The organism is Kitasatospora sp. NPDC127116 (genome assembly GCF_042677365.1).
In the GTDB taxonomy this organism is placed as follows: Bacteria; Actinomycetota; Actinomycetes; order Streptomycetales; family Streptomycetaceae; genus Kitasatospora; species Kitasatospora lactacystinica.
On sequence record NZ_JBHXTL010000192.1, the window covers coordinates 1 to 13,584 of the forward strand.

Annotated in this window: 12 protein-coding genes and 1 pseudogene; 10 read left to right on the top strand and 3 right to left on the bottom strand. The window is 74.7% G+C overall.

What is annotated here, in order from left to right; all coding sequences use genetic code 11:
• From ACFVHV_RS40665 to ACFVHV_RS40705, 9 genes and pseudogenes are all read left to right on the top strand, one after another.
• Window positions 1-246 (top strand): annotated as a pseudogene (locus ACFVHV_RS40665) (DNA polymerase III subunit gamma and tau); the annotation flags it as partial.
• A 189-nt stretch (window positions 247-435) separates the two neighbouring features.
• Entirely contained in the window at window positions 436-774 is a 339-nt protein-coding gene (locus tag ACFVHV_RS40670; protein WP_359905653.1) for a YbaB/EbfC family nucleoid-associated protein, read from the top strand.
• A 315-nt stretch (window positions 775-1,089) separates the two neighbouring features.
• Entirely contained in the window at window positions 1,090-1,689 is a 600-nt protein-coding gene (gene recR, locus ACFVHV_RS40675) for a recombination mediator RecR (RefSeq protein ID WP_316522617.1), read from the top strand.
• Window positions 1,682-2,395, top strand: coding sequence for a DUF5063 domain-containing protein (locus ACFVHV_RS40680; RefSeq protein WP_359905656.1), 714 nt, complete (start codon window positions 1,682-1,684; stop codon window positions 2,393-2,395). The genes recR and ACFVHV_RS40680 overlap by 8 nt, the downstream gene beginning before the upstream one ends.
• 326 nt (window positions 2,396-2,721) lie before the next feature.
• Window positions 2,722-4,002: an aspartate kinase gene (locus ACFVHV_RS40685; RefSeq protein WP_359905659.1), complete on the top strand. Its 1,281-nt coding sequence runs from the start codon at window positions 2,722-2,724 to the stop codon at window positions 4,000-4,002.
• A gap of 64 nt (window positions 4,003-4,066) precedes the next feature.
• The gene (locus ACFVHV_RS40690) at window positions 4,067-5,263 is read left to right on the top strand and encodes an aspartate-semialdehyde dehydrogenase (protein ID WP_380358512.1); all 1,197 of its coding nucleotides are present in this window, start codon (window positions 4,067-4,069) and stop codon (window positions 5,261-5,263) included.
• A gap of 290 nt (window positions 5,264-5,553) precedes the next feature.
• Entirely contained in the window at window positions 5,554-6,099 is a 546-nt protein-coding gene (locus tag ACFVHV_RS40695; protein ID WP_359905665.1) for a SigE family RNA polymerase sigma factor, read from the top strand.
• The gene (locus ACFVHV_RS40700) at window positions 6,092-7,483 is read left to right on the top strand and encodes a hypothetical protein (protein WP_380358516.1); all 1,392 of its coding nucleotides are present in this window, start codon (window positions 6,092-6,094) and stop codon (window positions 7,481-7,483) included. Before ACFVHV_RS40695 ends, ACFVHV_RS40700 begins: the two co-directional genes overlap by 8 nt.
• A gap of 180 nt (window positions 7,484-7,663) precedes the next feature.
• The gene (locus ACFVHV_RS40705; RefSeq protein ID WP_359905670.1) at window positions 7,664-8,443 is read left to right on the top strand and encodes an SURF1 family protein; all 780 of its coding nucleotides are present in this window, start codon (window positions 7,664-7,666) and stop codon (window positions 8,441-8,443) included.
• Between the two features lie 27 nt (window positions 8,444-8,470).
• On the opposite strand, the gene ACFVHV_RS40710 is transcribed toward ACFVHV_RS40705, so the two are convergent.
• The 3 genes from ACFVHV_RS40710 to ACFVHV_RS40720 all read right to left on the bottom strand — a co-directional run bounded on the left by ACFVHV_RS40710 (window position 8,471) and on the right by ACFVHV_RS40720 (window position 11,785).
• Complete coding sequence (locus tag ACFVHV_RS40710) at window positions 8,471-9,118, bottom strand: hypothetical protein (RefSeq protein ID WP_380358519.1); 648 nt, start codon at window positions 9,116-9,118, stop codon at window positions 8,471-8,473.
• Entirely contained in the window at window positions 9,115-10,971 is a 1,857-nt protein-coding gene (locus tag ACFVHV_RS40715; protein WP_359905675.1) for a prolyl oligopeptidase family serine peptidase, read from the bottom strand. The genes ACFVHV_RS40710 and ACFVHV_RS40715 overlap by 4 nt, the downstream gene beginning before the upstream one ends.
• A gap of 436 nt (window positions 10,972-11,407) precedes the next feature.
• Window positions 11,408-11,785: a nuclear transport factor 2 family protein gene (locus ACFVHV_RS40720; RefSeq protein WP_359905678.1), complete on the bottom strand. Its 378-nt coding sequence runs from the start codon at window positions 11,783-11,785 to the stop codon at window positions 11,408-11,410.
• A gap of 224 nt (window positions 11,786-12,009) precedes the next feature.
• Here ACFVHV_RS40720 and ACFVHV_RS40725 point away from each other — a divergent pair.
• Window positions 12,010-13,584 (top strand): AAA family ATPase (locus tag ACFVHV_RS40725; RefSeq protein ID WP_380358523.1); only part of this gene is annotated, 1,575 nt, incomplete at its 3' end.

A 13,584-nucleotide genomic window follows, 5' to 3' on the forward strand; every position in this document is an offset into this window, starting at 1 on the left:
GTGCAGGCTCCGCCGGTCCAGGCCGCGCCGGCGCCCGTCCAGGCGCCGCCCGTGCAGCCCGCGCCGGTGCAGGCTCCGCCGGTCCAGGCCGCGCAGGCCCGTCCGGTGCGGTCGGTGGCCCCGGAGGACGACATCCCGGAGGCGGACGATCCGGACCTGAAGGAGGACGTGTTCTCCGGGCAGGAGCTGATCATCCGCGAGCTGGGCGCGACGGTGCTGGAGGAGATCCACCACCAGGGCTCCTGAGCCGGGCCCCGGACCCCGCCCGCGTGCAACGGCGCCGTCCCGGGCCTGAGCCCCGGCGCCGTCCCCGGGCCGACCCTGAGCCGCCCCGGAGCCGGGCCCCGGTCCGGGCCCCGGAGCGGTGGGCAGCACGTAGGCTCGGCGGTGACGAACGAAGCACCGCAAGACAGCCGTGACAGCAAGGAGACAGCCGTGTTCCCCGGTGGTGGCCAGCCCAACATGCAGCAGCTGCTGAAGCAGGCGCAGAAGATGCAGCAGGATTTCGCCAAGGCCCAGCAGGAGCTGGCCGAGACGAAGGTGAACGGTTCGGCGGGCGGCGGCCTGGTCGAGGCGACGGTGACCGGTGCCGGTGAGCTGGTGGCGCTGACCATCGCCCCGGCGGCCGTGGACCCGGAGGACACCGAGACGCTGGCCGACCTGATCCTGGCGGCCGTCCGGGACGCCAACCAGACCGCGCAGAAGATGCAGGCCGAGCGCATGGGCCCGCTGACCCAGGGCCTGGGCGGCGGCATCCCGGGCCTGCCGTTCTAGCGTCGGCCGTTCTAACGTCGGCTCTACGTTCCAGAAGGTCTGAAGTTCAGACGACAGACCTATGTGATTTATGTGGGAGTCGGGCGTCGGGCGCTGTGTCCGACGCCCGATTCGTTGGATGATGGCACCGGAGCACCACCGGCCGTCCGGTACCACCGGTCGTCCACTACCCGGCCGTCAGGCCACCACCGGCCGCCAGGCCACCACCGGCCGCCAGGCCACCACGGACCAGCAGGCCGTCACCGGTCACCACCGGCCGTCACCGGCCACCACCGGGCATACGGCACCATCGACCATCCGAGGGAAGGCGCGACGTTGTACGAGGGCGTGGTTCAGGACCTGATCGACGAACTGGGCAGGCTGCCCGGCGTCGGGCCCAAGAGCGCCCAGCGGATCGCCTTCCACGTGTTGCAGGCCGACCCGACCGACGTGCGCCGGCTGGCCCACGCACTGCTGGAGGTCAAGGACAAGGTCCGCTTCTGCGCGGTCTGCGGCAACGTCGCGGAGGCCGAGCAGTGCCGGGTCTGCCTGGACCCGCGCCGCGACCTCGCCGTCATCTGCGTGGTCGAGGAGTCCAAGGACGTCGTCGCCATCGAGCGCACCCGCGAGTTCCGCGGCCGCTACCACGTGCTGGGCGGCGCGATCAGCCCCATCGAGGGCGTCGGCCCGGACGACCTGCGCATCCGCGAACTGCTGTCGCGCCTCGCGGACGGCACGGTCACCGAGCTGATCCTGGCCACCGACCCCAACCTGGAGGGGGAGGCGACCGCCACCTACCTGGCCCGGCTCTGCAAGCCGATGGGCCTGAAGGTGACCCGTCTGGCGAGCGGCCTGCCCGTCGGCGGGGATCTGGAGTACGCGGACGAGGTCACCCTCGGTCGCGCCTTCGAAGGGAGACGACTGCTCGATGTCTGACCGGACGATCAACCAGCAGCCCCACACCCCCCACCAGCAGTCCCACGGGGAACCGGGGGCGCACGCCCCGCACATCCACGGTCACGGCTCGGAGCCGGACGACTTCGCCGTGCAGATCGCCGACTCGGTGGAGAGCTTCGTGCTCGCCGTCACCGAGGTCGCCAAGGGCGACGAGCCCGGCAGCGCGGTCTCGCTGCTGCTCCTGGAGGTCTCGCAGCTGCTGCTGGCCGGCGGCCGGCTGGGTGCGATCGAGGACGTCGTCCCGGAGGACCGCTTCGAGCCCGACGCCGGTCCCGAGCCGGACGGCGAGCAGCTGCGCGAGCGCCTCGCCGAGCTGCTCGCGCCGATCGACGTCTACCACGAGGTCTTCGACCCGTACGGCCCGCCGGAGAAGCCCAACGCCTTCCGGATCTCGGACGACCTGGCCGGCGTGGTCAGCGAGCTCCAGCACGGGCTGACCCACTACCGCGAGGGCCGGATCAGCGAGGCGCTGTGGTGGTGGCAGTTCTCGTACCTCTCCAACTGGGGCACGACCTGCACGGCGGTGCTGCGGGCCCTGCAGTCGCTGATCGCCCACGTCCGGCTGGACAGCCCGCTCGGCGCGGTGCCGGACGGCGCGGACACCGACGACGACGGGCTCACCGACGAGCAGCTCGAACAGCAGGCGGGCGACCTGATGGCGGCCGAGCTCGGCCTCGGGCGTTAGGCGGTCGGCGGCAGCCGGTGGGCGGTATTCCGCGACGGCCCTCTCGGATTGTGACGAATGCCTCAGCGTCCCGGCCGGAAAAGAAATCCGGCCGGATCGCCGTCCCCCGATCCGGCGATTCTTCGGAGCCGTACCGAATCGCCCGCAGACCTGACGGCGGAGCCACCCGCACGGCCGCTCACGTGCTGAAACTACCGTCTCACCATATGGAAAGCGCCGGTCGGAGCACCCCTGCTCGGTAGACTGACGACGACCGCACCCCCCTCTTCCCAGGGGGGTACGGGGGCCCGGAGCCCCCGGAGAAGACTTCGAGTCGAGGAGCGCACGTGGGCCTTGTCGTGCAGAAGTACGGCGGCTCATCCGTTGCGGATGCCGAAGGCATCAAGCGCGTGGCCCGCCGGATCGTTGACACCAAGAAGGCCGGCCATGAGGTCGTCGTCGTGGTGTCCGCGATGGGCGACACGACGGACGAGCTCATCGAACTCGCGGAGCAGGTGTCACCGCTGCCTGCCGGCCGTGAGTTCGACATGCTGCTGACCGCTGGAGAGCGCATCTCCATGGCGCTGCTGGCCATGGCGATCAAATCCCTGGGGCACGAGGCACAGTCCTTCACGGGCAGCCAGGCCGGTGTCATCACCGACTCCGTCCACAACAAGGCGCGCATCATCGACGTGACGCCCGGCCGCATCCGCACCGCCCTGGACGAGGGCAACATCGCGATCGTGGCCGGTTTCCAGGGCGTCTCCCAGACCAGCAAGGACATCACCACGCTGGGCCGGGGCGGCTCGGACACCACCGCCGTGGCGCTCGCCGCCGCGCTCAGCGCCGAGGTCTGCGAGATCTACACCGACGTGGACGGCGTGTTCACCGCCGACCCGCGCGTGGTGAAGAAGGCCCGCAAGATCGACTGGATCGCCTACGAGGACATGCTGGAGCTGGCCTCGTCGGGTTCCAAGGTGCTGCTCGATCGGTGTGTCGAGTACGCCCGTCGCTACAACATCCCGATTCACGTACGCTCGTCCTTCTCGGGTCTTCCCGGGACGATCGTCAGCAACGACAACCCGAACAAGCCCGAAGGGGGCGAGATGGAGCAGGCCATCATCTCCGGAGTCGCCCACGACACCTCCGAGGCCAAGGTCACCGTCGTCGGCGTGCCCGACAAGCCGGGCGAGGCGGCGCGCATCTTCCGCGCCATCGCCGACGCCGAGGTCAACATCGACATGGTGGTGCAGAACGTCTCCGCCGCGTCGACCGGCCTGACCGACATCTCCTTCACCCTGCCCAAGACCGAGGGCCAGAAGGCCATCGACGCGCTGGGCCGGGTCAAGGCGGGCATCGGCTACGAGTCGCTGCGCTACGACGACGCGATCGGCAAGATCTCGCTGGTCGGCGCCGGCATGCGCTCCAACCCGGGCGTCACGGCGACCTTCTTCGAGGCGCTGTCCGCCGCGGGCGTCAACATCGAGCTGATCTCCACCTCGGAGATCCGCATCTCGGTGGTCACCCGTGCCGACGACGTGCCGGAGGCCGTCCGCGCCGTCCACAGCGCCTTCGGCCTGGACAGCGAGAGCGACGAGGCCGTCGTCTACGGCGGCACCGGGCGATGACCCGGACGCGGGGCCGGGCCACCGGGTCCTGCCGGGCCACCGGGTCCTGCCGGGGCGCCGGGCGATGACCCGGCGTCCGAACCTCGCCGTCGTCGGCGCCACCGGCGCGGTCGGTGAGGCGCTGCTCGGGCTGCTCTCCCTCCGCCAGGACGTCTGGGGCGAGATCCGACTCGTCGCCTCCCCGCGCTCGGCCGGCCGCAAGGCGGTGGTGCGCGGGGAGGCCGTCGAGGTCGTCCCGCTGGCCGAGGAGGCCTTCGCGGGCATCGACGTGGCGGTGTTCGCCGTCCCCGACCCGGTCTCGGCGCAGTGGGCGCCGATCGCGGCGGCCAAGGGCGTCGTGGTGATCGACGGCTCGGCCGTCTTCCGCACCGCCGAGGACGTGCCGCTGGTCGTCCCGGAGGTCAACGCGGCCGCGCTGCGGATCCGCCCGCGCGGCATCGTCGCCAGTCCGGCCGCTACCGCCCTCGCGATGATCGCCGCGGTGGGGGCGCTGCACGCCGAGTACGGGCTGGCGCAGCTCGTGGTCGCCTCCTACCAGGCCGCCGACGGCGAGGGCCGCGACGGCGAGGCGGCGCTGCGCGCGCAGACCGGGCTGGTGGCGGGTGCCGCCGTCGGCCGGCAGACCGGTGACCTGCGCGCGCTGATCGCCGATCAGGGGCCGTTCGCCGCCCCGCTGGTGCTCAACGCGGTGCCCTGGACCGGCGGGCTGCGCGAGGGCGGCTGGTCCGCCCAGGAGACGGGCATCCGCGACGAGTCCCGCAAGGTCCTCGGCCTGCCCGCCCTGAAGGTCTCGGCGACCTGCGTCCACATCCCGGTCGTCCGCACCCACGCGCTGGCCGTGCACGCGCGGTTCGAACGCGAGGTCACCCAGGAGCACGCGCAGGACATCCTGCGGGACGCGCCCGGCGTGGTGCTCTACGACGACCCGGCGGCCGGCGAGTTCCCCACGCCGAACGACGTGGTCGGGACGGACCCGGTCTGGGTCGGGAGGGTCCGGCGGGCGCTGGACGAGCCGGACGCGCTGGACCTCTTCCTCTGCGGGGACAACCTGCGCAAGGGGTCGGCGCTCAACCTGGTGCAGCTGGCCGAGCTGGTGGCGGCGGAGCTGACGGCGGGCGAGCCGGTGGACGCGGAGTTGGACGTGGAGCCGGACGCGGAGCCGGACGCGGAGCCGGACGCGGCGGCGACGGCTGAGCCGACGGGGCCGACGGGGCCGACGGGGCCGACGGGGGCGACGGGGCCGGAGAAGCCGGAGTACTAGGTCCCGGGGCCCTCGCGCGTTCCGAAGTGCCCGCTTGTGTCCACAGCTGTGTCCATACCTGTGTTCGCTCCTCGACACAATCTGTCCGGAATCCCGGGGGAATCCCCTGGAGGCCTCTTCCGCCGATGCGGAAGAATGGGCCCCGAGCCGGGCAACCATGACAGGGGATCGAGTGTCCAACGTGCGTGGCGAACGTGATGGTGGGGGCAAGGGCGGGCATCCCGGCGAGAGCCGCGGTGCCCTTCCCGTCGCGCGCCCCGTGGCCTGCGAGTAGGCCGGAAGAAGACCAGATGACGGCGGCCGCACGCGGTGCGGCGGACTCCGGCGCCGGTACCGACGCGGGTACCAGCGAGGACCTGCTCACCGAGACCTACCAGGCGCACTACCGCTCGTTGCTGCGGCTCGCGGCACTGCTCCTGGACGACCTCTCCACGTGCGAGGACGTCGTCCAGGAGGCGTTCATCCGGGTGCACGCCGCCCGGCGCAGGGTGCGCGAGCCCGAGAAGACCCTGGCCTACCTGCGGCAGACGGTCGTCAACCTGTCCCGGTCCACGCTGCGCCGCCGCATCCTCGGGCTGCGACTGCTGCCGAAGCCCATGCCTGACATGGCCAGTGCAGAAGAAGGTGCCTACGATGCCCTGGAGCGCGACCAGTTGAAGGCCGCGCTGCGTGGTCTGCAACGCCGTCAGCGGGAGGTTCTGGTGCTGCGTTACTTCGTGGACATGACGGAGGCGCAGGTCGCCGAGACCCTGGGCATCTCGCTCGGCTCGGTGAAGGCCTACGGCTCCCGCGGACTCGCCGCCCTCCGCGTCCAGATGGAGGCCGGACATGGCTGAGGCGGACGACGGCCGTCGGCGACCGGTCGACGGGGCGTCCGAGCCGAACGTGACCGAGCCGACGGCGTCCGAGCAGCACGCGCCCGAGTCGACGGCGCCCGAGCCGAACGCGTCCGAGCCGACGGCGCCCGAGTCGAAGTCGCCGGGTGCGCGCGCACCGAGTCCGGACGCACCGAGTCCGGACGCACCGAGTCCGCAGGCGTCCAGTCCGAACGCGGCCGGGAAGCCCGGTGCGAACGGCCCCGCGGGTGAGGTCCCGGAGCTCCTGGACCTGTCCGCCGACGAACGGGCGCTGCGCGAGCGCCTGCACGGCGCCGTCTCCGGCATCCAGCCCGCCGTGGGCGGGCTGCCGCGGATCCGGCGGGCCGTGCCCCGCCGCCGGGCCGCCCGGCGCGGCGCCTGGACCGGGGCGGCCGCACTCGCCTTCGCCGTCGCGATCGGCCTGCCCGTCCTGCACGAGGGGGAACACCTCGGTCTCTCCGGCGGTCCCGGCTCGGCCGACGCCAAGAGCCCGGCCGCCGCGTCCCCCAGCGGTGCCGCCGGTACCGCCGGCGGCACCGGGGCGGCCACGCAGACGGGCGCGGGCGGCACCGGCGCCGCCACCTCGCCGACCGGTACGGCCGCGGCCCCGCACACCCCCGGCGGCGGGCTGATGCAAACCGACGGCGGCGTCGCGCCCTCCGGGACCTCCGGGGCCGGCGACGGCGGCATCGTCCCGCTCTGCACCCGGACGGACCTCGGCGAAGGCGTCGCGCAGGTCGGCACGGCCGACGGCGACGGGCGGATCTACGGCTCGTTCACCGTCTACAACGTCTCCGTGCGCAGCTGCCGGCTCGGCGGGCCGGGCTCGGTGGCGGTGACCGCCGTCAGCGGCGGCGACCGCGGCCGCATCCGCACCGCCGACCACGCGCCGGGCGACCCGGCGGCCGGCCTGCCCGCGATGGACGGGGAGCCCCCGGTGCTCGCGCCGCGGGCCGGGTACCGGGTGCCGTTCGCCTGGGTCCCCGACCGGACCTGTACCGGCTCCGGCACCCTGACCACCCCGTCGAGCGGCGTCAACCAGGCGGCCCTGCGCTCGGACGTCCCGGCCATCGAGCCCGGCGCCCCGGCCTCCGTCCCCTCCAGCGAGCCCAGCGCCAACCCGCCGGCCTCCTCGTCCCCGTCGGCGGGCCCCAGCACGGCTCCCAGCCCGACCCCGACCCCGACCGGCGGTCCGACCGCCGCACCGTCCTCCGTGACCATCGCCCACACTCCCGCTCCCGGCAGTCCGGCGGCCGCCACGGCGACCCTGCCCGTGGCGTGCAGCGGCACCGTCTACCGCGGCGGCGTCCAGAACCTGGGCGGTTCGGTGCCGCAGCCGTCGGGCTCGCCGACGGCGGGGTGACCGCGGGCGGCGGCGACGCGGTGACGCGGTGACGCCGGACAGCGGTGACGACGGGCAGCGGTGACGACGGGCGGCCGCGACGCCGGACAGCGGTGACGACGGGCGGTCGCGGCGGGCCGGCGGCCGCCGTGGCCGGGGCCCGGGGGCCGGGCGGGTGTGAGGAATGGTTACCGTGGGGGTGTGTACCGGTTCCTCCTGACTTCGCGCTGGCTCGGCGGCACCGTCGTGGCCGTGGCCGCCGTGGCGGTGTGCCTGTGGCTGGGCTCCTGGCAGCTCGGCCGGTTCGAGGACCGGGTGTCCACGCACCAGGAGACCAAGCAGGCGGTCACCGCTTCGAGTGATGCCCGGCCGATCGACGCGCTGCTCAACCAGGCGACTCCGCAGGTGAGCACGGAGACCGTCGGCAGGACGGTCACGGTGACCGGCACCTACGACAGCGAGCACCAACTGCTCGTCCCCAACCGGGTGGTGGACGGCAAGCAGGGCTACTACGTGCTCACCCCGCTGCGCACCGCCGACGGTCACGCCGTCGCCGTGGTGCGCGGCTGGGCGGGCGGGGACCCGGCCGCCGCCGGACCGCCGCCGGGCGGAGACGTGACGGTGACCGGGCGCCTGCAGGCCAACGAGGCCGTGGGCAGCAACGGCGCGGTGGCGGGCGGTCTGCCGACCGGGCAGCTCGGCATGATCAACCGGGCGTCGCTGCTGAACGTGCTGGAGTACGACGGCTGGTACGACGGCTGGGTGGCCGCCGACGACGCGCCCGCCGGGCTGGCCCCGGTACCGACCGTGCAGCCGCAGGGCGGCGACGGGCTCACCCTGCGCGCGTTCCAGAACCTGGGCTACACCCTGGAGTGGTTCGTCTTCGCCGGGTTCGTCGTCTTCATGTGGTTCCGCCTGGTGCGCCGCGAGGCGGAGGCGGAGCAGGACCGGGCCCTCGGGCTGGACCCGGTCCTGGACTGACCGGCGCGTCCTGCTCCGACCCCGCTCTCAGCGCTTGGTCGGCAGGGCCGGTGCCGCTGTCGGCTTGACCGCCGGCGGGGGCGCTGTCGGTGTCGGCGCCGCCGGTGTCGGCGTCGGGAGCGGCTGCTGGGTCGGGGAGGACGAGCCGGTGGGCAGCGGCGTCGGGTCGCTGTGGCAGTGGCCGTTGCCGTTGCCGCTGCCGTTGTGGTCGTCGGAGTCGTAGTGGTCGATGTGGTGGTGCACGGTGCGACCGGTCTTCGACCCCTTGGAGCCCTTCGAGCCGGAGGAACCCGAGGAACCCGAGGAGCCGCCGGACCCCTTCGAACCCTTGGCGAGCTCGACGGTGCCGTCCGGGTCGGTCGACTCGTACGCCGTCGTCAGGACGGCCGTGCCCGCGATCCCGCCCGCGGTCCCCGTGCCCGGTGCGCTCGCCCTGGTCGCCGTGGCGAGCGGCGTGGCACCGGCGGGCGGTACGGCACCGGTCGGCGGGACGGCGCCGGTCGGCGGTGCGGTGGTGGTCGGCACGGCCGGCTTGGGCGCGACGACCGAGGAGCTCGGCACCGGCGGGCCGGTCGGAGGCGGGCAGGAGGCGACCTCCGGCCGCGACCCCGAGCAGCCGCTGAGCACCAGGGCCCCGGCCACCGCCACCCCCGCGAGCAGCAGCGGACGTCTCACGCCGCCCCTCCGTCTGCGTCGCTCCCGGCCGCGCCCAGGTGCCGCCGGACGAACTCGATCTCCAGCCGCAGCTGCTTGATCCGCTCCTCCACCACCAGCGAGCCGTGCCCGGCGTCGTAGCGGTACACCTCGTGCGGCTTGCCGAGCTGCTCCAGCCGCTCGACGTAGTTGTCGATCTGCCGGATCGGGCAGCGCGGGTCGTTGACCCCGGCGCTGATGTAGACCGGCACCCGCACCTGCTCGACGTAGGTCAGCGGCGAGGAGGCGGTGAACCGCTCCGGCACCTCCTGCGGGGTGCCGCCGAAGAGCGTGCGGTCCAGCGACTTGAGCGCCTCCATCTCGTCGGCGTACGCGGTGTGGTAGTCCGCGACCGGCACGGCGGCGACACCGAGGGCCCAGCTGTCGGGCTGGACGCCGAGGCCGAGCAGGGTCAGGTAGCCGCCCCAGCTGCCGCCGGTGAGCACCAGTCGGGCCGGGTCGGCGAGGCCGCTGTCGACGGCCCAGGCGCGGACCGCCGCGATGTCCTCCAGCTCGATCAGGCCGACCCGCTCGTGCAGCGCGTCCGTCCAGGCCTGGCCGTAGCCGGTCGAACCGCGGTAGTTGACCCGGACCACCGCGAAGCCGTGGTCCAGCCAGGCGGCCGGACCGGCGGCGAAGGAGTCGCTGTCGTGGTGGGTCGGGCCGCCGTGGATCTCGAACACGGTCGGGTACGGGCCCGGGGCGGCCGTCGACGGCCGCTGCACCAGGGCGTGCACCCGACCGCCGGGCCCGTCCACCCAGACGTCCTCGACCGGCACCGAACCGGGCGGCACCGCGCCGGGCGCCCGCAGTACGACCGTCCCGGCGGTGGAACGGACGGCGGAGGGCTCGGCGGCGGAGGACCACAGGTACTCGACGGTGCCGTCCGGACGGGCGGTGGCGCCGCCGACGGTGCCGCGCGGGGTGTCCAGGCGGGTCAGCCGACCGTCGGCGAGCCCGTACGAGAACAGCTCGCTGCGCGCCTCGTACTCGTGCTCCACCAGCAGCTCACCGGCGCCGGGGCGCCACTGCGCGGAGACGTCGCCGGGCAGTTCGCGGCCCTGCTCGTCGCGCAGCGGGAGAGCGGTCTCGGCGCCCGTGGCGACGTCCCAGATCATCGGCTCCCAGCGGCCGGTGCGCTGGTGGGCGACCAACAGCCGGGTGTCGCCCTCGACCGGCGCGAAGCCCAGGCAGGCGACGCCGCGCGGCTCGTCCCGGCCGGTGACCTCGTCCAGCTCGGCGACGGTCTCGACGCCGCCGTCCCCGGTGACGCGGACGACCCGGATCGCGGAGTGCATCGCGTCGCCGTGCTCGGTGTGGTCGATGGCGAGCAGGGTGCTGTCGTGACTGAGGTCGCCGATGCCGCCGTACTCCTCGTGCCGGTAGATCTCGACCGGCTCGGCGCTGCCGGGGCGGCGCAGGTGCAGGGTGGTGCCGTCCTCGTCGGTGGAGCGGCCGACGACCACGGTGCCGTCGCGGCCGAGCGCCAGGCCGGCCGAGTAGGAAGCGGCGAGGCCGGGCACGGCCTCCTCGTCGGGGCCGCCCGCGAACGGCTGGCGGCGCCAGACGCCGAACTCGTCACCGTCGTGGTCGTCGAACCACCAGACCCAGTCGCCGTCGGGGGACAGCTCGGCGTCGGTGGTGCCGTTCGGACGGTCGGTCACCCGGCGGTGGGCGCCGGTGGCGCGGTCCCAGGCGTAGACCTCGTAGGTGCCGGTCGCGTTGGACACGTACAACGCCCGGTCGGGGGCGTCCTCGGCCCAGTCGGGCAGGGACACCCGGGCCGCCCTGAACCGCTGCTCCCACGCCGGAACGGCGCTCTTCTCCTCGCTCATCCGACCATCCAACCCGATCGGGGGGAGGGAAGGGAACGGGCGGGTGGGCTTCGGCCACCCGCCCCGCGTGCCGGGATCCCGCCACGGCCGCTCCGGGGCGGGCGGGGACCGGCCCCCGGGCGGCGTTCCCAGCGGCAGGAACCGGACCAGGCCCACGGGCACCGGCCCCGGCGACGCCGGGGCGAGGACGCTGCGGCCTACGGCGGCGGTCGGCCGCCGGCGCCGCAGTGGACCAGGCCGATCAGCGCGATCCCGGGCGCCGGCCACCGGACACTGCGGTCCGCGGCGCCGTACGCGGCGAGGGCCAGGCCGGCGGCGAGGGCCAATCCGGCGCCGAGGGGCAGTCCGGCGCCGAGGGGCGGGCGCGGTGGGGGCGGCCCGCCTCTCGGGCGGCGCGGCGGTCTGCGGCTCAGGTGCCCGGCACGCGGTTTGCGGCTCAGGCGCCCGGTACGCGGTCGAGGAAGCCGTACACCGCGCCGATCCGGCCGTCCGGGGTGGCCGCCAGCACGTCGAAGCCGATCACCACCGGCTCCGCGCCGGCCGGGCCCAGGTTCCAGGTGAAGCGGGCGATGTCGTGGTGGGCGTCGACCGGGCCGAGGGTGAACTCCAGCCCCGGGAACTGGGCCTGGGCGGCGCCGATCAGCGCGTCGACGGCGTCCCGGCCGGTGACGGCGGCCAGCGGGTCGGTGTAGCGGCCGTCCTCGGCCCACACCTCGTCGACCAGCTTGCGGCGGGCCGCCGGGTCGGTCTCGTTCCACACCGCGAGGTAGCGCTCGGCGAGCTGCTGGAGGGCGGCGGTGGTGATCTCGGTCATCGTCATCTCCCGTGTTCCGGTGGGTGGTTGGCCCGGTCGTTCCCGGTGCTCACCACGGTACGGACGGGCGGCGGGCGGCGAATCCGTCACGTATGGGCATGGGGTACGTAGCCTCCGCCGGGGTGTGCCGGGGTGTGCCGGTACCGGTGCCGGTAGTGGCGTCGCTGCCGGTGCCGACGGCGGTGCCGACGGCGGTGCGGGCCCGGGTGGGTAGGGTCGGGGGCATGCTGTACGGGAGGGAAGGCGAACAGGCCGCCGTGGACGGCCTGTTGGACGCGGCGCGGGCCGGCCGCAGCGGGGTGCTGCTGTTCCGGGGCGAGGCCGGCATCGGCAAGACCGCGCTGCTGGACGACGCGGTGGCGCGGGCGGGGGAGTCGTTCCGGGTGATCCGCGCGGCCGGCGTCGAGTACGAGGCCGAGCTGCCGTACGCCGGGCTGAGCCTGCTGCTCGCACCCGGCCTGGACCGGCTGGACGCCCTGCCCGGACCGCAACGGCGGGCGCTGGAGGCGGCGTTCGGGCTCTCCGACGAGGGACGGCCGGGCGGCCACGGGGCGGACGGCGCTCCGGTCGACGGTGGCCCGGCCGCCGATGGCCCGACCGCCGGTGCAGGGCGCGCCGACCGGCTGCTCGTCGGACTCGCCACGCTCGGCCTGCTCGCCGAACTCGCCGCCGACCAGCCCCTGCTGTGCGTCATGGACGACGTGCAGTGGCTGGACCGGGCCTCACTGGACGCGCTGCTGCTGGCCGCCCGACGCCTCCAGGCCGAGGGGGTGGCCCTGCTGCTCGCCGCCCGCACCGGTGGTGCCCCCGGGGCCGACGGCGGCGCGGCGGAGCGCCCGCTGGGACTGCCCGAACGACAGGTGACCGCACTGTCCGAGGCCGACGCCACCCGGCTGCTGGCCCGGCGGGCCGGCCCCGGCCTGCCCGCCGCCGCGCGCGACCGGCTGCTCGCCGAGGCGGCCGGCAACCCGCTCGCGCTCACCGAACTCCCGGTCGCCGCAGGGCCGCACACGTCGGCGCCGGGCGGCCTGCCGCTCACCAGCCGGCTGCTGATCGCCTTCCACGGCCAGGTCACCGGCCTGCCCGCGGCCACCCAGACGCTGCTGCTGGTCGCCGCCACCGAGGAGAGCGGGGCGCTGGACGTCGTCCTGCCCGCAGCGGCCGTCCTCGGCGTCACCGCCGAACACCTCGCTCCCGCCGAGGAGTCCGGCCTGGCGACGGTCACCGCCGACCGCCGGATCGCCTTCCGGCACCCCCTGCTGCGCTCCGCGATCCTCCAGCGCGCTCCGCACCACCAGAAGACGAGGGTCCATCATGCCGTGGCGCGGGCCCTGCCGGACGGCGACCGCCGCACCTGGCACCTCGCGCTGGCCGCCACCGGTCCCGACGCGGGCCTCGCCGACGCGCTGGAGCGCGCCGCCGTCCGCGCCGAGCGCCGCGGCGGCCACGGCGGGGCCGCCGCGTACGAGCGCGCCGCCCGGCTCACCCCGGACCGCGACAGCGCCACCCGCCGGCTCGTCCTGGCCGCCGAAGCCGCCACCGAGGAGGGCGAGTTGGCTCGCGCGGAGGCGCTCGCCGACGAGGCCTCCGGCCGGACCGACAACGTCCTGGCGCACGCCCTGCTCGACCAGGTCCGGGCCACCGCGCACTTCTGGCGCGGCGCGCACCCGACCGCCCACCGGCTGCTGCTCGACGCCGCCGGCACCGACATCGACCCGATGTACGCCGCCCGGATGCTGCTCCAGGCCTTCCACGCCGCCTGGTACGCGGGGGAGGAGCCGGTGGTCGCCGTCCTGGAC